The sequence below is a fragment of the Streptomyces sp. NBC_01497 genome (assembly GCF_036250695.1).
In the GTDB taxonomy this organism is placed as follows: Bacteria; Actinomycetota; Actinomycetes; order Streptomycetales; family Streptomycetaceae; genus Streptomyces.
Genome location: NZ_CP109427.1, coordinates 125,627 through 142,803 on the forward strand (window position 1 = coordinate 125,627; position 17,177 = coordinate 142,803).

The 17,177-nt window shown below is 69.4% G+C and carries 19 protein-coding genes and 3 pseudogenes; 13 read left to right on the forward strand and 9 right to left on the reverse strand.

Translation table 11 applies throughout. The features are described from left to right. Nucleotides 1–104: 104 nt before the first annotated feature. Together OG310_RS00585 and OG310_RS00590 are read right to left on the reverse strand one after the other, a co-directional pair. Entirely contained in the window at nucleotides 105–737 is a 633-nt protein-coding gene (locus tag OG310_RS00585; protein WP_329453879.1) for a GtrA family protein, read from the reverse strand. Nucleotides 738–1,011: 274 nt separating this feature from the next. Continuing rightward, nucleotides 1,012–1,770: a polyprenol monophosphomannose synthase gene (locus OG310_RS00590; RefSeq protein ID WP_329453880.1), complete on the reverse strand. Its 759-nt coding sequence runs from the start codon at nucleotides 1,768–1,770 to the stop codon at nucleotides 1,012–1,014. Between the two features lie 163 nt (nucleotides 1,771–1,933). On the opposite strand from OG310_RS00590, the gene OG310_RS00595 reads away from it, so the two are divergent. From OG310_RS00595 to OG310_RS00620, 6 genes are all read left to right on the forward strand, one after another. Then, nucleotides 1,934–3,682, forward strand: a complete 1,749-nt coding sequence (locus OG310_RS00595) for a hypothetical protein (RefSeq protein ID WP_329453881.1) — start codon at nucleotides 1,934–1,936, stop codon at nucleotides 3,680–3,682. A gap of 35 nt (nucleotides 3,683–3,717) precedes the next feature. Continuing rightward, nucleotides 3,718–4,062 (forward strand): transposase, encoded by a 345-nt coding sequence (locus tag OG310_RS00600; RefSeq protein ID WP_443078812.1) that lies wholly within the window; start codon nucleotides 3,718–3,720, stop codon nucleotides 4,060–4,062. Nucleotides 4,063–4,158: 96 nt separating this feature from the next. Further along, a complete protein-coding gene (locus OG310_RS00605; protein ID WP_329453882.1) occupies nucleotides 4,159–5,241 on the forward strand; it encodes an NDP-sugar synthase in 1,083 nt (360 codons plus the stop codon). Nucleotides 5,242–5,243: 2 nt separating this feature from the next. Continuing rightward, a complete protein-coding gene (locus OG310_RS00610; RefSeq protein WP_329453883.1) occupies nucleotides 5,244–5,396 on the forward strand; it encodes a hypothetical protein in 153 nt (50 codons plus the stop codon). Nucleotides 5,397–5,692: 296 nt separating this feature from the next. Then, a complete protein-coding gene (locus tag OG310_RS00615; protein WP_329453884.1) occupies nucleotides 5,693–6,259 on the forward strand; it encodes a hypothetical protein in 567 nt (188 codons plus the stop codon). Nucleotides 6,260–6,822: 563 nt separating this feature from the next. After that, on the forward strand, nucleotides 6,823–7,431 hold the full coding sequence (locus OG310_RS00620) for a DJ-1/PfpI family protein (protein ID WP_329453885.1): 609 nt from the start codon (nucleotides 6,823–6,825) through the stop codon (nucleotides 7,429–7,431). A gap of 31 nt (nucleotides 7,432–7,462) precedes the next feature. On the opposite strand, the gene OG310_RS00625 is transcribed toward OG310_RS00620, so the two are convergent. The 4 genes and pseudogenes from OG310_RS00625 to OG310_RS00640 form a co-directional block, all read right to left on the reverse strand. Continuing rightward, nucleotides 7,463–8,299 carry an enoyl-CoA hydratase/isomerase family protein gene (locus OG310_RS00625; protein ID WP_329453886.1) on the reverse strand — a complete coding sequence of 279 codons (837 nt, stop codon included), beginning with the start codon at nucleotides 8,297–8,299 and terminating at the stop codon, nucleotides 7,463–7,465. Nucleotides 8,300–8,413: 114 nt separating this feature from the next. Next, nucleotides 8,414–8,836 (reverse strand): ATP-binding protein, encoded by a 423-nt coding sequence (locus OG310_RS00630; RefSeq protein WP_329459974.1) that lies wholly within the window; start codon nucleotides 8,834–8,836, stop codon nucleotides 8,414–8,416. A gap of 69 nt (nucleotides 8,837–8,905) precedes the next feature. Further along, nucleotides 8,906–9,579, reverse strand: a pseudogene (locus OG310_RS38425) (PP2C family protein-serine/threonine phosphatase); the annotation flags it as partial. Continuing rightward, a pseudogene (locus OG310_RS00640) lies at nucleotides 9,567–10,697 on the reverse strand (PAS domain-containing protein); the annotation flags it as partial. The pseudogenes OG310_RS00640 and OG310_RS38425, both read right to left, overlap by 13 nt. 202 nt (nucleotides 10,698–10,899) lie before the next feature. On the opposite strand from OG310_RS00640, the gene OG310_RS00645 reads away from it, so the two are divergent. Then, nucleotides 10,900–11,055: a hypothetical protein gene (locus OG310_RS00645; protein ID WP_329453888.1), complete on the forward strand. Its 156-nt coding sequence runs from the start codon at nucleotides 10,900–10,902 to the stop codon at nucleotides 11,053–11,055. Nucleotides 11,056–11,537: 482 nt separating this feature from the next. Here OG310_RS00645 and OG310_RS00650 read toward each other — a convergent pair whose 3' ends face one another. The 3 genes from OG310_RS00650 to OG310_RS00660 all read right to left on the reverse strand — a co-directional run bounded on the left by OG310_RS00650 (nucleotide 11,538) and on the right by OG310_RS00660 (nucleotide 13,002). After that, on the reverse strand, nucleotides 11,538–12,125 hold the full coding sequence (locus OG310_RS00650; RefSeq protein WP_329453889.1) for a hypothetical protein: 588 nt from the start codon (nucleotides 12,123–12,125) through the stop codon (nucleotides 11,538–11,540). Nucleotides 12,126–12,641: 516 nt separating this feature from the next. After that, nucleotides 12,642–12,800 (reverse strand): hypothetical protein, encoded by a 159-nt coding sequence (locus OG310_RS00655; protein WP_329453890.1) that lies wholly within the window; start codon nucleotides 12,798–12,800, stop codon nucleotides 12,642–12,644. A 19-nt stretch (nucleotides 12,801–12,819) separates the two neighbouring features. Further along, nucleotides 12,820–13,002 (reverse strand): hypothetical protein, encoded by a 183-nt coding sequence (locus OG310_RS00660; RefSeq protein ID WP_329453891.1) that lies wholly within the window; start codon nucleotides 13,000–13,002, stop codon nucleotides 12,820–12,822. Between the two features lie 155 nt (nucleotides 13,003–13,157). Between OG310_RS00660 and OG310_RS00665 the strand changes: the two genes are divergently transcribed. The 6 genes and pseudogenes from OG310_RS00665 to OG310_RS00695 all read left to right on the forward strand — a co-directional run bounded on the left by OG310_RS00665 (nucleotide 13,158) and on the right by OG310_RS00695 (nucleotide 16,854). After that, nucleotides 13,158–13,643 (forward strand): hypothetical protein, encoded by a 486-nt coding sequence (locus OG310_RS00665; RefSeq protein ID WP_329453892.1) that lies wholly within the window; start codon nucleotides 13,158–13,160, stop codon nucleotides 13,641–13,643. 13 nt (nucleotides 13,644–13,656) lie between these two features. Next, the gene (locus tag OG310_RS00670) at nucleotides 13,657–14,532 is read left to right on the forward strand and encodes an SAM-dependent methyltransferase (RefSeq protein ID WP_329453893.1); all 876 of its coding nucleotides are present in this window, start codon (nucleotides 13,657–13,659) and stop codon (nucleotides 14,530–14,532) included. Nucleotides 14,533–14,857: 325 nt separating this feature from the next. Then, nucleotides 14,858–15,142, forward strand: a pseudogene (locus OG310_RS00675) (DUF6879 family protein); the annotation flags it as partial. A gap of 205 nt (nucleotides 15,143–15,347) precedes the next feature. Next, the gene (locus OG310_RS00685; RefSeq protein ID WP_329453895.1) at nucleotides 15,348–16,181 is read left to right on the forward strand and encodes a helix-turn-helix domain-containing protein; all 834 of its coding nucleotides are present in this window, start codon (nucleotides 15,348–15,350) and stop codon (nucleotides 16,179–16,181) included. Between the two features lie 86 nt (nucleotides 16,182–16,267). Then, nucleotides 16,268–16,516, forward strand: a complete 249-nt coding sequence (locus OG310_RS00690) for a hypothetical protein (protein ID WP_329453896.1) — start codon at nucleotides 16,268–16,270, stop codon at nucleotides 16,514–16,516. After that, entirely contained in the window at nucleotides 16,513–16,854 is a 342-nt protein-coding gene (locus tag OG310_RS00695; protein ID WP_329453897.1) for a DUF6415 family natural product biosynthesis protein, read from the forward strand. Before OG310_RS00690 ends, OG310_RS00695 begins: the two co-directional genes overlap by 4 nt. Nucleotides 16,855–17,177 lie beyond the last annotated feature (323 nt).

Sequence of the window (17,177 nt, forward strand, 5' to 3'; positions counted from 1 at the left end):
CGTGCCTCCGTCGCTTCATGGCCGCGGAGCGCAGGGGTTTTCACACGCATCTTCTCCTGTGACACCTCGGGCAGCACGACCGTGCTACCCGAGCCTGATTCCGGCTACGAGGGATCGAGGCGTCGTCCAGGAGCCGCCGACCCCGGTGATCGTGCTGATCGCATGGCGGTCGCTCCTGTGGGCCGTGCCCGCCCTCGTGGTCGATGGCCCGTTGTGCTGCCTGGCACGAAGGGTTGCCGTTCCGCTGTGATAGGCGTCTTCCGGGGTGGAGCGTGCGTTGCGGTGCCGCGTTCCGGGAGGACACGAAATACCCAGGTCCGGTAGGAAAGGAAGCGAAACAGAGTCGCGACCGCTATCCCGGTGAACTTGAAGACATTGCTCTCCCATGGGCCGTCTCTGCCGAACGCGTTCGCCGCCAGGTAGAGGATCCCGTTCTCGATCACCAGGCCGAGGGCACTGAACAACAGGAACAGTGCCAGTTGGCGGCCTGCGCGGCTCCTGTCGCGTTCGCGGTAGGCGAAGTAACGGAAGCCGGCGTAGTTGAAAGCGATCGACACCACGGTGGCGATGACGCTCGCCCGCACGACGGGCAGTTGGGTGGTGTGTCGCAGGAGGTTGAAGACCAGGAGGTTGACCGCCACTCCGACGCCGCCGACCACCGCGAACCTCGCGGCCTCCCGTGCGAACCGGGGCTTCGACGACGCTACTGGTGCGGCCCTCTCGCCTCGAGAAAACATAGGCGCACAGTTCCTGTAGGGGCTCGCCCCAGTCTGGCACGTGCGTGGGCATGCCGCGCGCCTGGCCGGGGCGAGGCCCTACGCCGCAGGCGGTGGGGCGTTTCGAACGACTGTCGGTTGCTGGAAGGACCGGCAGGCGACCGCTGCCGCTCTTCGCTGACCTTCCGGCCAGCTCGCGAAGCGGTTGAGGGGCATGAGCGGTCCTGATATCCGGATCCCGCGAGGCTGCCCCCGCCTTTCGGTACCTCGGTGCCTGGCCGGACGGGTCGCGGTTTCAACCAGTGCGTGCGGGCTTCGTTCGCGCGCTCTGGGCTTTGCGCAGCTGGGAAGCGGCACCCCACAGCGTGACCCGCCACAATGCCTCCGCGACGATGGCACGGCTCATTTTGCTCACGCCGTGTTCGCGTTCGACGAAGGTGATGGGCACCTCCGCGACCGAGAAGCCCCGGGCGGCCGTGCGGCGCAACAGGTCCACCTGGAAGCAGTAACCCTGTGAACGGACAGTGTGCAGCCCGACGCCGTTCAGCGTGTGTACCCGGAACGCGCGGTACCCGCCGGTCACGTCGCGTGCCGTCAAACCGAGGAGGAGACGTGCGTAGGCGCTGCCTGCTCGCGAGAGCCACTCACGTGACCTGGGCCAGTTCACCACCCGGCCCCCCGGTACCCATCGTGAGCCGAGTACCAGGTCGGCCCCCTCGGCGATTGCCGTGAGCAGCCGAGGCAGCTCTTCCGGACGATGGGATCCGTCGGCGTCCATCTCGACGAGAACGTCGTAACCGCGTTCCATCCCCCATGAGAACCCCGCCAAATAAGCGGCTCCCAGCCCTTCCTTCCCCCTCCGGTGCAGTACATGGACCTGTTCATACGCGGCGGCCAGTTCGTCGGCGATCCTGCCCGTCCCGTCGGGGCTGTTGTCGTCAGCGATCAACAAATCGGCCTGCGGTACCGCGAGGCACAGTCGGCGCGTCACGTCGCGGATGTTCGCGGCCTCGTTGTATGTCGGGGTGACGACCAGGATGCGGAGGGCGCTCATCTCGTCTCTCATAAGTGTGTGGCCTCGCGCTCGCGCAACTGCGAAGGTCCTCCCCTTTTGACTCTCTTTGGTATCAGGGTTGCCTGCTCGTTCACCACAGCTGGCACCCGTCAGATGGCACCCGTCAGATGTACACGCGGTGGCGCAGCCAGGAAGGATGGCGATGGACGAAGCGACGCCGGATGCGCGGCTGCCGGGCATCCGGCCGGCGCTCTCCACAGGCACCGCCCCGGCGGTACCCGTGGCGCCGGTCCCGGGCCCGCAGCAGTGGCACCGCGGGTTGAGCCTGCTCGCCATCGTGAGCCTGTTCATCGGCACTCGGGCCGCCTGGACGGCTGCCATGTCGTCGCGTCCCGCGGTCGGCGGGGTCATCTCCGTGTGCTACGCGGGCATCCTGCTGTGCGCCGTGCTCACCCTGACTGTGCATTCCAGGCGGGCGCTCACCCGAGTCGACCTCGGCGTCCTGGTGCTGGCCGTCACCTTGGTGGGTTGTCACTACATGCTGCACCACGCCGGCAACGACGAAGGTGTACTCACCGCCCAGGCAGCCGCGCAGATCGCACACGGCCGGCCCGTCTACGGACAGCCGTGGCCGTGGCTGTTCGGCACCCCCCAAGTCGGGCTCACCAAGACCATGTCGGGCGGTGGCGACTACACCTACGCTTATCCGCCTCTCACGGCGCTGCTGACCGCGCCCGTGTACACCGTGCTGCCCACACCGGCTGCCGCGACCGCGGTCGTCACTGCGGCCCTCGTCGCCGGATCGGTGCTGCTGTGGTCACTGCTCCCGCCCCCGTGGCGCCCCGCAGCCACCGCCGTCTGCCTGGGCTTCAGCTTCCTGCCCGCCGCCGCAGCCAACGGATACCCGGCCATCGTCGCCGTCGCCCTTCTGGTACCCGTGGCCGTCCGCTGGCCCGCCACCGGCGCCGGCGGGCGCCTAGGGCGCGGCGGTGCACTGCGCGCCGCATGCCTCGGGGCAGCCTGTGCCACTCAGCAACTCGCCTGGTTCCTCATACCGTTCCTGCTCGTTGGCCTGTACGCCGTGCGCCGCGCCGAACTGGGAACGGGCGCGGCCCTCAAACTACTCGGCCGTTACGTTGCGCTCGCGGCCCTGGTCTGGGCGGTGGTCAACGCCCGTTTCGCCGCGCAGGGCTTCCACGACTGGCTCGCTGGGCAGTTGCTCCCGCTCACGCAGAAAGCGATCCTGCACGGGCAGGGCCTCATGGGCATCTCGTACTACTTCACTGACGGCAGCAGACGCCTCGACTTCTACTCCTACAGCAGCATCCTGCTGCTGCTCGGGCTGCTCGCCGCCACCTTCCTCTTCGTCCGGCGCCTCGGCCCCGCCCTGACTGTCCTGCCCTGGATCCCGTTCTACTTCGCCACGCGTTCCCAGGATGGCTACTTCCTGCTGATGACCCCGCTATGGCTCGCAAGCGCCGCGACTGTCCCGGCCACCGCGCTCGCCGCCGCATGGCAGCCCCGTCCGCCGCGCCTACTCGGCCGGCGGATCCCCGCATTCGCCGCTCTCGCCGCGCTTACCTCTCCCGCGCTGTTGTGCGCGGGCATCGCCGCAGCGAGCCCGCCGCCTCTGCACATGATTCTCCACCCGCACTACACCAGCCGTCCGCGCCTCGGCGTCAACGACATCACCGTCCGCGTGGTCAACGTTTACGACAGGACGCTCACGCCCCACTTCGCCAGCCGCTTCGGCCAGGGCGCGTCGCGGTGGTGGCACGTCAGGTCGGGACCCCTCTCGCTCGCCCCGGGAGCCTCCGCGACCTACGTGGTCGTACCGCCCGGGGGATTCCGGGCGCTGCCCCGTGGCGGGCTTCCCCGGCTGCGCCTGATCGCCGTGACGGGCACACCCATGACGATCACCTCGGCCACGGTCGACCTCCCGCACGGCTAAGAGCGTGGGGATCTGGCGAATGCGAACGGGCTTGGCTGGAGTCGTTCTTACCTCCTGGTGGTGCGGGTAGAGGTGAGTGGAGCGACCACCGTCGGGTCGTCAATGGGGTTCTCTACCGAGTGCGGACCGGTGTGCAGTGGCGAGATCTGCCGGAGCGGTTCGTGCCGTGGGAGGCGGTCTATAAGCGGCATCGTCGCTGGTCAACTGGTGGAACGTGGACGATGCTGCTGTCTCGCATGCAGGCGGCCGAGGATGCCGCGGGTGGGATCGACTGGGACGTGTCGGTGGACTCGACAGCGGTGCGAGCCCACCAGCACGCCACCGGCGCGAGGAAAGCGTCTCCGGCCGCTGTTCCTCAAAGCGTCGTCAACTGCTGCTGAAATGAAACTCATCGACAAACGCAGCACACATGGCAAATCCCGCGGCGGCCCATTCCGTGGCGGGAAAACGCCCCCGGCAGGAAGCAGAGACAACAGGTGACTGAGGCGATCCTCCTGGTCGGAGGCAAAGGCACCCGGCTCCGGCCGCTCACCGTGCACACGCCGAAACCCATGGTCCCGGCGGCCGGCGTGCCGTTCCTCACCCACCAGCTGGCCCGCGCGCGGGCGGCGGGTGTCGAGCACGTGGTGCTCGCCACGTCGTACCTCGCCGAGGTGTTCGAACCGTACTTCGGCGACGGCGCGGCGCTCGGCCTCCATCTGGAGTACGTGACGGAGGTCGATCCGCTCGGTACCGGCGGCGCGATCCGCAATGTCGCCGGCCGGCTGCGCTCGGGTCCCGACGAACCCGTGCTGATCTTCAACGGCGACATCCTGACGGGCCTGGACATCCCGGCTCTCGTCGACACGCACCGCTCGACGGGCGCGGACGTCTCGCTCCACCTGACCCGCGTGCCCGACCCACGAGCCTTCGGCCTCGTCCCCACCGACGCCACCGGCAGGGTGACGGCGTTCCTGGAGAAGCCCCAGACGCCCGAGGAGATCGTCACCGACCAGATCAACGCGGGTGCCTACGTCTTCAGACGGTCCGTGATCGACGCGATTCCGGCCACTCGCCCGGTGTCCGTGGAACGGGAGACGTTCCCTGGGCTGCTCGCCGACGGTGCCCACCTGCAGGGCATGGTCGACTCCACGTACTGGCTGGATCTCGGCACCCCCCAGGCGTTCGTCCGGGGCTCCGCCGACCTCGTCCTCGGCCGGGCGCCGTCGCCGGCCGTGCCGGGCAGCTGCGGGGAACGGCTGGTGCTGCCCACGGCCGAGGTCGCCCCGGACGCGAAGCTGACGGGCGGCACGGTGATCGGCGCCGGGGCGGTCATCGGCGAGGGCGCGCGGATCAGCGGTTCCACGGTCCTGGACGGCGCGGTCGTCGGACCCGGCGCCGTCGTCACGGATTCGATGATCGGCCGCGCGGCCCACGTGGGCGCGCGCACCGTGCTCTCCGGCGTGGTGATCGGCGACGGGGCGCGGGTCGGAGCGGACAACGAACTGCGCGAAGGGGTCAGGGTCTGGTGCGGGGCGTCGGTCCCGGACGCCGCGATCCGCTTCTCGTCCGACGCCTAATCATGGCACGAGCTTCCCGTTACCCGCTTGAGCTCCGCCGTCGTGCGGTGCGCATGGTCGCCGAGGTGCGCGACGACCATCCCAACGAGACGGTCGCTCTGCAGGCGGTGACCGAGAAGCTCGGCATCGGCTCAGCCTGTATCTCGGGGTCGTAGCGGATCACCACCTCATCCTCTCGCGACGAGCACGCAGCTGAGGGGGTGGGGCGGAATACGGCTGCATTGTCCCCGAGACGGGTGGGACGCCACCTGGGACCCAGGTCGGGCGAGCAGGGCCTCGACACGCAGCGTTACTGCTCCACAGAAGATGAGCCAGAACCCAGTAGTGACGTCACTTGTCGACGGGTTTGGGAGGCGCCCAGAACCACGGTCGGGTGATGTTGATGAGTTCGGGAGGCGCTGGGGTTCTTGCCAGTGCAGCATCGGGCTGCTCCTGGTGAAAGGTCCTGGTCATGCCGCGAATGTCGAAGGTCGAGCTGTACGCCGCGATCCGGCGTGACCATCGCGACGGCATGTCGATGCGGGAGCTTGAGCGCAAGCACGGCGTGACCTGGCGGACGGTACGCAAGGCGTTGGACTCGTCCTGGCCTGAGCCCCGTAAGAGGCTGCCTCCTCGAGCCACCACGCTGGACCCGTATAAAGCGGTGATTGATGAGATCCTGCGGGCTGACCTGGACGCGCCGCGCAAGCAGCGGCACACGGTCACCCGGATCTTTCACCGACTGGTCGAGGAGCACGGGGCGGACGTCTCTTACGGCGTGGTGCGCTACTACGTCGCCGGCCGGAAGCCCGTCCCCGTCTCCGAGCGGGATCTGCAGTGCGGCGGGGTATGCCGGGAAGCGGGCGTGGTCGCGTGGATGTACCTGCGGGAGCGCAACGGCCGCCGGGAGGCGGTGCACGAGCGCTCGGAGGACCAAGCCCGGCACCAAGCAGTCCTGTCGGACGAGCACAAGGCATACCAGGAGCTGTCTCGGCGGCCGACGGGCATCGCACGGACAGCGAGGTGCTTACACCGGTAGGACCTGCCGGGGGCGCAGCGCCTGGGCGGCAAGGGGCAGCTGGCGCGGCCGACACGTGACCGCACGCTCATGACCAGCGGCAAGGCACTCCACGCTGTGCCGATCTCAGAGTGCCGTTCCCGAGACAGAGACACGGGGCGGGATGCACCGCCCCATGACAGCCACGCCCGCCCCAGGTACCGCCCCACGACAGTGACCACGCTCATCATCCACACCCGACCAGCGGAAACACCCCGAACTGACATGCCGGCCAATGACACCACCCACCGACACCAAACCGGCACATTGCAGCGTGGCTATCGGCATCATCCGACTCGTCGCTCCTACTGCCCGGCCGAGTGGGCTTCCTTCCCTGGTGAGACAGATTTGTCGCTCAGCTTGCGGGAGGGGGCGTCCGCCCGTTCTGCCATTTGACTCAATTTGTCCATGCGGCGAGAGGAGCGGCGCGTCAGACCTGGTAGGTGACGGGGGCACGGTGGTGGACGTGCCCCCGACCGTGATTTGCTCGCCCTGGCAGTGAGGCAGGAAGACAGCATTGTCGTGGCGTACGTGAAGGGGTTGTGATGCAGGTAGCGGTGGTCACCTTCGACGGGTTCAACGAACTCGACAGTTTCATCGCCTCCGCACTGATCAACCGGTGCCGCAACGGCGGCCTGGAGGCCCTCATCACGACGCCGACGGCGGTGGTCACGTCGATGAATGGCGTCGAGGTGACGGGGCAGCGCCCGATGGAGTTCGTGGCGGAGGCCGACGTCGTCCTGATCGGCAGTGGGGTCAAGGCACAGGAGGTGGCCGCCGACAACCTGCTGCTGTCCCGGCTGCCGCTCGATCCCTCGCGGCAGCTGATCGGTGCGCAGTGTTCCGGCGCTCTGGTCCTGGCGCGTCTGGGGCTGCTGGGTGACACCCCGGCGTGCACCGACAGGAAGAGCCGGCCCTTCGTCGAGGCCTGCGGTGTCACCGTGCTGGACGGGCCGTTCCACGCCGAAGGGAACATCGCTACAGCGGGCGGCTGTCTGGCGTCGCAGTATCTCGCCACTTGGGTGATCACGCGGACGCTCGGGGCGGACGCCGCCCGCGACGTCCTCGACTGTGTGGCGCCGGTCGGTGAAAGCCCTGAGACCGCGGAGCGCGCCCTGCGTGCGGTACGCGCGGGCGCACTGAGCAGCCGCTGATCCCTAACCGGGGCGCGGCTGCATCGCTGCGTCACGGGCGGAACTCTCCTACGGCTTTGCCGAGGTCGCGTTCGAGCTCTCCGTCACTCTGCAGGCCCCGGTCAGCCAGGTGGTCGAGGCGCTCGCGGGTTTCGGGCAGGGCGATCAGGCCCTGGAACAGGACGGCGTCGGAGCGGACATGCGCGGGTTCCGCCAGGGTGAGGTCGTTGATCGCGCGTTTGGCGGCCTTGACGCCCTGGGGTGGGAAGCCGGCGATGCGCTTGGCCAGGCTCTCGACGAAGCCGTCCAGTTCGGTGTCGGGCAGGGCGCGGTTGATCCAGCCATACCGTTCGGCGAGGTCGGCGTCGAAGTCGGCGGCTCCGGTGATGGCTTCGACGGCGCGGGTCCGGCCCAGCCTCCGGGTCAGGTGCTGGATCCCGCCCCCGCCGGGTAGGGCACCGGTACCGGCCTCGAACTGGCCGAAGACCGCGTTATCCCGCGATGCGAAGATCATGTCGCAGGCGAGGGCGAGTTCGTTGCCGCCGCCGCGGGCGCGGCCCCGCACTTTGGCGATGGTGATGACCGGGACCCGGGCCAGCTTGTGGAGAAACATGCCGAGGGAGGCGTCGCCGGGCCCCCCGGCCTTGGCTGCCTCGGCGGTGTACTGCGGGACCGCCGCCAGGTCGACATGCGCCGAGAAGTAGTTGGGGGAGGCGCTGTCGATGATGACAACGCGCACGTCGCCGGGGTCGTTGGACAGGCCGTCGACGAGGGAGACCAGGTCACGGACCAGGTCGACACCGAGGAGGTTGAGGGGTCCGGCATCGAGAGTGGCGGACAGAACGCCGTCCTCGACTCGGGTTTGGATCGACGTGTAGTCAAAGGCCATGACAACTCCAGCCGGTAGGAACGTGTGTGGAACATGCCTTGGGGCCACCTCACCAGGGGCATCTGGATGCGGCACCAGGCCCGGTTCCAGGCGTGCTATTGGTTCGTCGTCGGTTCATTGAGAATCTGTCCGGGGGGCCGCGGGCAGTTCGGCCCAGACTGTTTTTCCCTGCGGGTGGAACCGGGTCCCCCATTGGTCCGTGAGGCTCGCCACGATGAACAGCCCGCGGCCGCTCTCGTCGACGGTGCGGGCGTGTTGGACGCGTGGAACGCTGGTCGCGCCGTCACTGACCTCGCAGGTCAGTCTCTGCCCGCGGATCAGACGCAGGCGCAGCGGCGCGGCGCCGTAGCGGATGGCGTTGCCGACGAGTTCGCTGACGACGAGTTCCATGGTGTAGGCCGTCTCCTCGTCCACCCGCCACCGGCTCAACTGTTCGAGAGTCGCCTTCCGGGCAATCGGTGCGGCCTCGGATGTCACCGGCAGGGGGCAGTTCAACATGTCGTCCTGGGGCAGGGCTTTGGTCCGCGCGAGGAGCATCAGCGGTTCGCCGCCGCCGCGACCGGGACTGAACTCGGCGGCAAGGGCGTCGCACAGGTCCTGCAACGGCCGTGTGGCGGCGCTGTCGAGGAGCGGGCGCAAGGCACCGGACGGTGCCAGCGCCGCGTCGGCGAGGCCTGCTGTGGCCATGGCCAGGACGCTTCCTTCCGGAAGGTCGACGGTTGTCACGGGGAAAGGCTCCTTGCCCGGTCCCGCCAGCGGGGCCCCGGTGGGGCAGGCAGGTTGGCGGAGATGCCGTCGGGGAGGGCGGCCAGCGGCTCAGTGGTGCCGACGCAGGCGACCGTGAAGATCAGGTCGACCGGATCGTAGATCGCGAATGTACAGGTGGCGGTCAGAGGTTCATGGTTCGGGAGGTCTGCGGGGGCGTACCCGGCGGCGAGGCGGGTCGCGACGTCGTTGAGGCGGGCCGGCAGCTCGTCGGGCTGCAGATCCATGGCGGCGAGGGTGTGGATGGCTGTGCGCAGGAGCCCCATGGTGATCGCCGTGGTGATGCCCTCCCCCGATACGTCTCCGACGACGAGCGCAGTCCGTTCGCCGGGCAGAGCGATCGTGTCGAACCAGGCACCGCCGCCCTCGGGTTTGGCAGGTGCAGCCGGGTGATCTCCAGCGTGGGCTGCGTGACCGGTCCTTCGGGGAGCAGCCGGCGCTGGACGGACTGGGCAACGACCCACTCGCGCATGTAGCGGGTCACGTTGTCGATACAGAGGGCGGCGTGCGCGCACATCCCGCTGGCGACGGTGAGGTCGTCCTCCACGAAGGGGTCCTTGTGCCCGGCGCGGTAGAAGCTGACCACGCCCAGTGCCAGGCCGTGCAGGACCAGTGGTGCCACGATCAGGGAGTGGGCACCGTATCGCCTGATGATTTCGGCGCGGGTCGGATCGGCATCCAGCCATGAAGTGTCGTCCTCGATCACGAGCAGGCGGGGCTGGAGATCGGTCAGCACGCCTGAGAAGGGGGTGCCGGGCGGCATCGGGCGCACCTCTCCTACCGGGTAGGCCGGTTCAGGGCCCTCGAAGGCCGCCCGCCGCAGAGGGACATCCTGGTGAACGGGCACAGGAGGCGGCTCCTGGCCGCGAACGATGTCCTCGATCACCTCGACGATGGCGGCACTCGCGAAGGCGGGCACCACCGCTCCCACCAGCTCCCGGCAGACAGCCCCCAGGTTCAGCCCATGCCCCACCCGGGCGCGGACCTCGTCCACGAGGGCCAGGCGGTTCTGTGCGTTCTCGCGCTCCGTGAGGTCGACCTCGGATGTCACCAGTCCGAGCACCTCACCCTCGGGTCCCTCCAGACGGAAGTAGGAGAGGGAGTGGGTGCGACGCCCGGGCTTGCCCGGTACCCTTACGCCCCGAACGAGCCGGTTAATCACCGGCTCCCCGTTCTCCAGGACCCCGCGCGCGACGGCGGTTTCCTCCTCCGCCCCCTCACGCTCGAACATCTCGGTGAAATGCCTGCCCACCGGCTGCTCCCCCATGCCGCGGTGAGCGCTACCTGGGCGGACCACACGCAGCTCGCCATCGAGAACGTGCACCCCTTCCGGGGACGGCGTGAACAGGGCCCTCAAGATCGCCACGTCCCGTCCCGGGATGACGTCCCCCGCCGCAAGCACCTGCCACACCACGGAAGTGCCCAGCAGCATCGGCTTGACCAATGCCGACACCGCCTCGGGAAACCCTTCCCGCCGCAGTTCGTCGTCGGCGGCGACCTCCGGTAAGGGCGCGGTCACCTGTTGCCCGACGGCCTCCTCGGCGGACCAACCGAGCAGCTCCTCCGCCGGACGCCCCCACTCGATCACCCAGCCGCCCTCGTCGATGAGTACCAGCACATCACCACTGGGCATGCGCACGCACCTCCGCCCGCATCCCTGCCCGCCCCGCGCCGGCACCAGGCCTGCCCACCGGACATCCACACCTATCGGCGCAGCTAGGCCTTGTCCGGCCTCCGCCAGCGCCCTGCGCGTTGCTCCGCCCTTCACGAACCCTCATGCAAGCACAGCCATCCCCGCGCAGCCCGCCGCCGGCGATCGGGCCCCGGGACGTCTGTTGGACTGGAGTGGCGGCGAGCACTGGTCCCCCAATCCGCGGCCCTGCCGCTACTGCTCCCGCACCACGAACCTGCGCGACGACGACGGCCTGCCCACACACAAGACATGCGCGGAGAACCAGCACTCAGCGGACCGCGGCATCCCGCTGCGCTGAGCCCCGGGTATCCGGTGCGCCGGGGCTTGGCGTAGGGAGCGCCTACTGATTCAGCGATTCCTGTCTTGGCCACCAGACCCGCGATCCGGCAGGGGGCGCGGGGATCCGCGGATACAGGGCCCCGTAACGACCGGGGTGCCGGCGGCTGATGTTCAGGGCCTGGCGGGTCACCATGACGCGCTGCATGTCGTCGCCCCGTCGTTCGCGATCCACGACGATGAATCCCCGCGCGATCAACCCCTCGTAGGGATCATCCGGTTCGTACGCGAATGGATCGTTCCGCCGGTTGTGTCGCTGGATGACAGGTTAGGCCAAGTTGTCCGATGGACAGCGCGAGCGCTTGGTGCAGCTCGGCGTCCAGACGCCGGCGCAGGAGGCCGACGCCGCGGAGAGGTCGGCGCCGCGGGTGAGCGGGGCGCGGTACAACCGGTCCCGCCGGGCAGGCGGCGCGAGGCACGGTTCAGGCGCTGCGGGCGGTGCCCTCAGCGCCGCGGGGTGCGCGCGAGCCGACGGGGGATGTCCTCGGCCGCACCGGGCGGCCCGGGAACGAGCCGGCGCAGGGTGGTCAGTGCCTGACCGTTGTCGGTGTGGGACGGTGCCGTGGGCCCGGCCGCGTGCCAGCTGGCGTGCGCATTGTCGACGGCCAGCTGCACGTCCGGGTGGTAGGCGGGCAGCCCCGACAGCAGCAGCGCCCCGGCGTGGGTGAGCCAGAGGGCACACGCCTGGCCCATCTCCCCTTCCATCCCGGCGAGGTGGGCACGGACCCCGATCCACCGAGCGCCCTCCAGCGAGGCGTCACGGCGGGCGGCGTCGGCTTCCAAGGCCGCAACGATCGCGTACGCCTCCACTCGATGCCCGGCCTCCCACGCGGCCACGATCGCGCGGTGCGCCTCGGCAGGGCCGGCCGCGGGCGGAGCCTCGGGGCCCGGCGGAAGCTCGGGCGCGGTGACGGGCACGGAAGCCGCCTCCGGACCGGTGCGGGGTCCGTCTTCGAGCCACGCGCCGGCGGTCGATCCGCCCTCGTGGGCCGCCTGCCAGTGCGTACCGCCTGCAGGGATTCGGCCTGGCAACGGCGCGAGCATACGATCCAGAGCCAGAGCTGCGACGGGGGCGGTCGAGGGGTGCATGCCCGGTCCAACGGGTATTTGCGCGGCGGGAGTGCGGCGCGCACGCCGTGATCACCCTGACGGGCCCACGCGAGTCGCCGCTTCCTGCGAGGGCGTGTGCGATCGTCGCGGACGCGTACGCAGCTCGCTGCGCGGACGTCCGCGAGTCAAGGACCGTTCGCGAGAAGTCGGCCAGGTCCTGCTCGTCCAGGCAGTGGAGGATCTCCTGCTGCGGCCGGCCCCAACCCCTGCCCACGGCTACCGCCGCGTTTCGAGGAGTCGAAGTCGACGGTGCATCACCGGTTCACCGTCTGGCCGACCGACGCGCGGAACCGGCCGAGGCAACGGCCGACCGGGTCGCAGTTCCGTTCCCAACCGCTAGCTGGAGACGGTGTGTAGAGCGGGCGAAGGCTTGTCGCGCTCGGTTTCAACGCGCGTAGAGCCGGGGAGTTTGCCGACGCTCCGCCTCCCCATCGGTTGTCACCCCACGGATAACTGCATGCGCCGCGCCGTCCTGGCCTGCTCCAGCGCCGCCCTCATCCTGACCGGCTTCGCCGCTGTCCCCGCCTCCGCCGCCCCGCCCGCGCCGCCGCCCCTCGCGACGGCCCGCAGTGAACTCGCCGCCCTCACCCTGGCCACCCCCCGACTCCATGACCGGCTACAGCCGCGACGCCTTCGACGTGTGGGCCACCCAGCCCGACCACTGCACCACCCGCCAAGACGTGTTGGCCCGCGACGGGAAGAACATCGTCGAGGAGTCCGACGGCTGCCAGCCCTCCTCAGGGTCCTGGTACTCGGAGTACGACGACACCACTGTCACCGTCGTCGCCCAGGCCACCATCGACCACATGGTCCCCCTCGCCAACGCCTGGCGCTCCGGCGCCGACAAATGGACTGCGGTGCAGCGCAAAGCCTTCGGCAACGACCTCACCGACCCCCAGCTCATCATCGCCTCCGAATCCTCCAATCCTCCAAGGGCGACTCCGGCCCCGACGTGTGGAAGCCGAAGAACACTGCCATCTGGTGCACCTACGCCGAGGCCTACACCCGCGTGAAATCCGTCTTCAAACTCACCACCACCACGGCCGAAAAAACCGCCCTCACCTCCATGCTCAACACCTGCAGCTGACCCCCGACCCGCAGGCGGGGCCGGGGCACCACACCCCGGTCCCCGGCCGGCCCGAAGCCACCCAAGGCCAAAGCACCCACCTGGACGGCAACCCGGCGGCTGCGGATGGGCACCTGCGCGCCGTCTGCCCACGAGCGGATACAGACGGCGCGACACGCTCCGTCACGCCGAAGTACACGCGGCCCTTCACCGAACCCGCGGACCTGGTGAAGGGCCGCGTGGCCGCGGCGTTCACTCACGCGCTGCCCTCCACCGAACCTCGGGAAGAGCTGATCTGCTGCGGGGCCGTGGACCCGCAACTGGAGTACTACGATTGCGGGTTCAAGCGCGTGCTGCGGCAGGCTCCGGCGTAGGAACGGATTTGGCATGACATCACAGGACGGTCTGAGCGGGTCAGCATTCGAGTCCTGGCGGCCGCCACTGGACCTGCGAACGGACCGGCCGCACTCCGCCCGTGTCTACAACTTCCTGCTGGGTGGCAAGACGAACTACCAGCCGGACCGGGATGCCGTCGCGCGGCTGCTGGAGGTCATGCCGATCGCGCGTCCGACCGCGGTGGAGAATCGGGCGTTCATGCACCGGGCCGCGCACTACGTGGCGGCCGAGGCGGGGATTCGGCAGTTCCTCGACGTTGGCACGGGCATCCCGACCGAGCCGAATCTCCACCGGGTGGTCCAGGACGTGGATCCGGCCGCCCGCGTCGTCTACGCCGACAACGATCCGATCGTGCTCGCCCACTCCCGCGCCCTGCACCAGGGCACCGCGGAGGGCCGCACCGCCTACGTGCACGGTGACCTGTGCCAGCCTGACGCCATCCTCGCCGAGGCACGCAGGACCTTGGACTTTGACGAACCCGTCGCCGTGATGCTGCTGACGGTCCTGCACTGGCTGCCGGCCGACGCGGACCCGTACGACATCGTGCGGCGCCTGATGGGCGCCGTGCCGGCGGGGAGCGCGCTGGTCATCACGCATCTCACGCGCGACTTCGACGCTCCGTCTGTCGGCGCGGCGGCTGAGGGGCTCAATCAGGAAGGCTCCAATGTCACCTCCCGCACGCGGGAGCAGGTCGCGGCGTTCTTCGACGGGCTCGACCTGGTGGAACCGGGGTTGGAGGTCATCGAACGGTGGCGCCCCTCTGCCCCGCTCGCTGACACGCCCGCGCTGTCCATCGCCTCCTCGACTGCGGCCGACGCGGCCGACGAGATCGTGCCGCTGTACGCGGGAGTCGCCCGCAAATCGTAGTAGCGGGGCTCTGGCCGCCTCACGGAAGCAAGGTCCCCTCGGAGGGCGATGTATCCGCAGCTTGTCGAGTCCGAGCGTCAGTAGCCGGGGACGGGGAAGAGCGAGCTCCAGCCGGCCAGCCGTCCGGGCGTAGACCCACCTGACCTCGTGCGTGTGACTGTGTATCTGAGAGCGGAAGTCGTTCACCGATCCGCGCGAGCTCGCGCAGCTGACCCTGGCGCGCGGCGAGGGCGCGGGGACGGTGCCGCGCGAGCTGCTGGCGAACTTCGGTCCGAAGGAGCCCGTGCACGTACCTCACCTCATCAGCTTCGACGAGTTCACCGGCATGTTTGCCAGTCTGCGGCACAGTGCCTGGCGGCTGGAGACCCGCCGGCGCTATGCCTCTGACGAGGCGGCCGCGACCTACACACAGTTCCTCGCTGAAGGCCGTGTCGACTGGGACCTTGACGACCCCTGGTGTGTGGGGCGCCGCGAGCAGCGCGACCTGGGCAAGAGGTTCGAGCGTGTCAGGATCCTTGACACGCCGGCCACGGTCGGGCAGCGCTACCTCCTCGACAACGCCCGCCGCAACGCGGAGGTGGGCGAGGACATCCGTACCCTCACCCACGCCGAAGCCCAGCACCTGCGGCTTCCCGAGGAAGACTTCTGGATCTTCGACTCCCGGGTTTGTCGCCCTGCTCCACTTCGACCAGGCCGACGAGATGACCAGCGTCGAACTGATCACCAACCCCGTCGAGGTCCTGCGCTACGCGCAGGACCGCGAGGCCGCCTGGCACCTCGCCGGCCCGTATTGGATCGCCGGGTAGCCTGCCCGCGTGAGCACGGTTTTTCAACAGGCCAGGGTGGCCCTCGGCGCGCGCCTTCGTGAACTGCGCACCGGGGTCACCGGCCGGGAGCTCGCGGCCCGGCTGGGCTGGCCGCAGTCCAAGGTCTCCAAGCTGGAGACGGGCCGGCAGACCGCAAACGCCGCGGACCTCACCGCGTGGGCCGAGGCCACTGGGCACGCGGAGGCGAGCGCCGAACTCCATGCCCGTCTCTCGGGCCTGGAGTCGCACACCCGCTCCTGGCGCCGTCAGCTGGCCGGCGGACACCGCCCCGTCCAGGACGCGCTCAGCGTCGAATACGAGCGCTCCACCACCCTGCGGGCGTGGGAGGGCGCCATGGTCGTCGGCATCCTCCAGACCCCCGACTACGCCCGCGCCATCTTCCGCGCGTACGCGGATCTCCAGCACTCCCCACGCGACACGGAGGCTGCCGTCCGCGCCCGAATACAGCGCGAGGAGATCCTCTACCGACCCGGCCGCACCTTCCACATCGTCATGTGGGAAGCCGCCCTCCATGCCCGCGTGGCACCCGCGCCCGTGATGGCCGCTCAACTGGACCGGCTGGTGGGCGTGCTGGGCATGGACACCGTCCACCTGGGCATCGTGCCCTTCGCCTCCCCCGTGCGGATCCCGCCCGCCAACGCGTTCTGGCTCTACGACCAGCGCCTGGCCATCACCGAGGACTGGCACGCCGAACTGTGGCTCGACGACACCGACAGCGTCGCGACCTACCGGCGCGTGTGGGACCGCCTCGCCCAGGCCGCGGTGTACGGACCGGCCGCGCACCACCTCCTCGCCCGGGCCCGCACCGCACTGGACACATAACCCACCCGGGTGACTGGCTGCACTGTCGGAGAATATTCGAGAATCACGCCCCTCCGGGCTACCGCAGCAGTCCTACCGTGCCTTTCATGGACTTCGCGGACCCCGCCGGATCCGCCGAGCGCCTGTGCACCTGGCACCGCGGCCCCTCCACGACCACGCGACTGGTCCGCGTCGACGCGGCGACCACCAGCAGCCGCGGCGCCGGCGTCTACGCCTGCGTCGACTGCCGCACCCGAGACGGCCTCACCCCACTCGACACCCTCGCTCCCGCCCAGCTCTACAAGCAGCTGGAAGCAACGGCCATCAACTTCCTCGGCCGGGGTAGAAGCGCATGAGCAACGCCGTGCCCGAGGTCGCGACCGTCGCGGACATTCATGCCAGCATCGAGCAGGCCCGTGAAGCCGGCTGCGGACAGAGCAGCCCCAGCGAGATGGCTGCCCTCGCCGACCGGCTCACCCGGCACATCCGCCAGATGACGCCCACAGCGCAGGCCGCCGTAGACGAGTTGTGGCACGGAGACACGCGCTGGTACTCGCTGCGGACCCGGCTCGACGGCATCGAGCACCAAGCCGCCCGCAGCCTCGGAGAGGGCGCACTGGCCGCACACGTAGAACTCGGCCTCCTCGCCGCCGACACCGCCTGGCTCCTAACCCGCTACGGCCCCACCGAGTAGACCGACCGCTCTCGTGCGGCCAAGTGTCGGTAGTTGCGGGCGCGCCTCGGTGAACATCCGAGAGCGAGCAGTGGCGCGGAGCGCGCAGCGCATGCCCCGGAGGGAACACGAGAGGGTATAGGACGGCTCTCCACTCCGTGCCGCCAATGCTCTTTGTATGGAAGACATCACACTCTGTCGTGAGGTGGGCGAAGCCAGAGCCACACCGTCATCGGCTTACTCGGTCTTCCTCGGTGACCGGGTCTCCGATCTGGCCGGGCCGGTACCAGGTCTGGCCGTTCCACCAGTAGCCGCCGGCCCGAAACAGATGATGAGACGTGCTG

What these genes read in the sequence shown, in the direction of transcription:
- OG310_RS00585 (WP_329453879.1), bottom strand. Translation starts at nt 737, where the DNA reads ATGTTTTCTCGAGGCGAGAGGGCCGCACCAGTAGCGTCGTCGAAGCCC.
- OG310_RS00590 (WP_329453880.1), bottom strand. Translation starts at nt 1,770, where the DNA reads ATGAGCGCCCTCCGCATCCTGGTCGTCACCCCGACATACAACGAGGCC.
- OG310_RS00595 (WP_329453881.1), top strand. Translation starts at nt 1,934, where the DNA reads ATGGACGAAGCGACGCCGGATGCGCGGCTGCCGGGCATCCGGCCGGCG.
- OG310_RS00610 (WP_329453883.1), top strand. Translation starts at nt 5,244, where the DNA reads ATGGCACGAGCTTCCCGTTACCCGCTTGAGCTCCGCCGTCGTGCGGTG.
- OG310_RS00615 (WP_329453884.1), top strand. Translation starts at nt 5,693, where the DNA reads ATGCCGCGAATGTCGAAGGTCGAGCTGTACGCCGCGATCCGGCGTGAC.
- OG310_RS00620 (WP_329453885.1), top strand. Translation starts at nt 6,823, where the DNA reads ATGCAGGTAGCGGTGGTCACCTTCGACGGGTTCAACGAACTCGACAGT.
- OG310_RS00625 (WP_329453886.1), bottom strand. Translation starts at nt 8,299, where the DNA reads ATGGCCTTTGACTACACGTCGATCCAAACCCGAGTCGAGGACGGCGTT.
- OG310_RS00630 (WP_329459974.1), bottom strand. Translation starts at nt 8,836, where the DNA reads ATGCTCCTCGCGCGGACCAAAGCCCTGCCCCAGGACGACATGTTGAAC.
- OG310_RS00660 (WP_329453891.1), bottom strand. Translation starts at nt 13,002, where the DNA reads ATGGTGGCCTGGGCGACGACGGTGACAGTGGTGTCGTCGTACTCCGAG.
- OG310_RS00670 (WP_329453893.1), top strand. Translation starts at nt 13,657, where the DNA reads ATGACATCACAGGACGGTCTGAGCGGGTCAGCATTCGAGTCCTGGCGG.
- OG310_RS00690 (WP_329453896.1), top strand. Translation starts at nt 16,268, where the DNA reads ATGGACTTCGCGGACCCCGCCGGATCCGCCGAGCGCCTGTGCACCTGG.
- OG310_RS00695 (WP_329453897.1), top strand. Translation starts at nt 16,513, where the DNA reads ATGAGCAACGCCGTGCCCGAGGTCGCGACCGTCGCGGACATTCATGCC.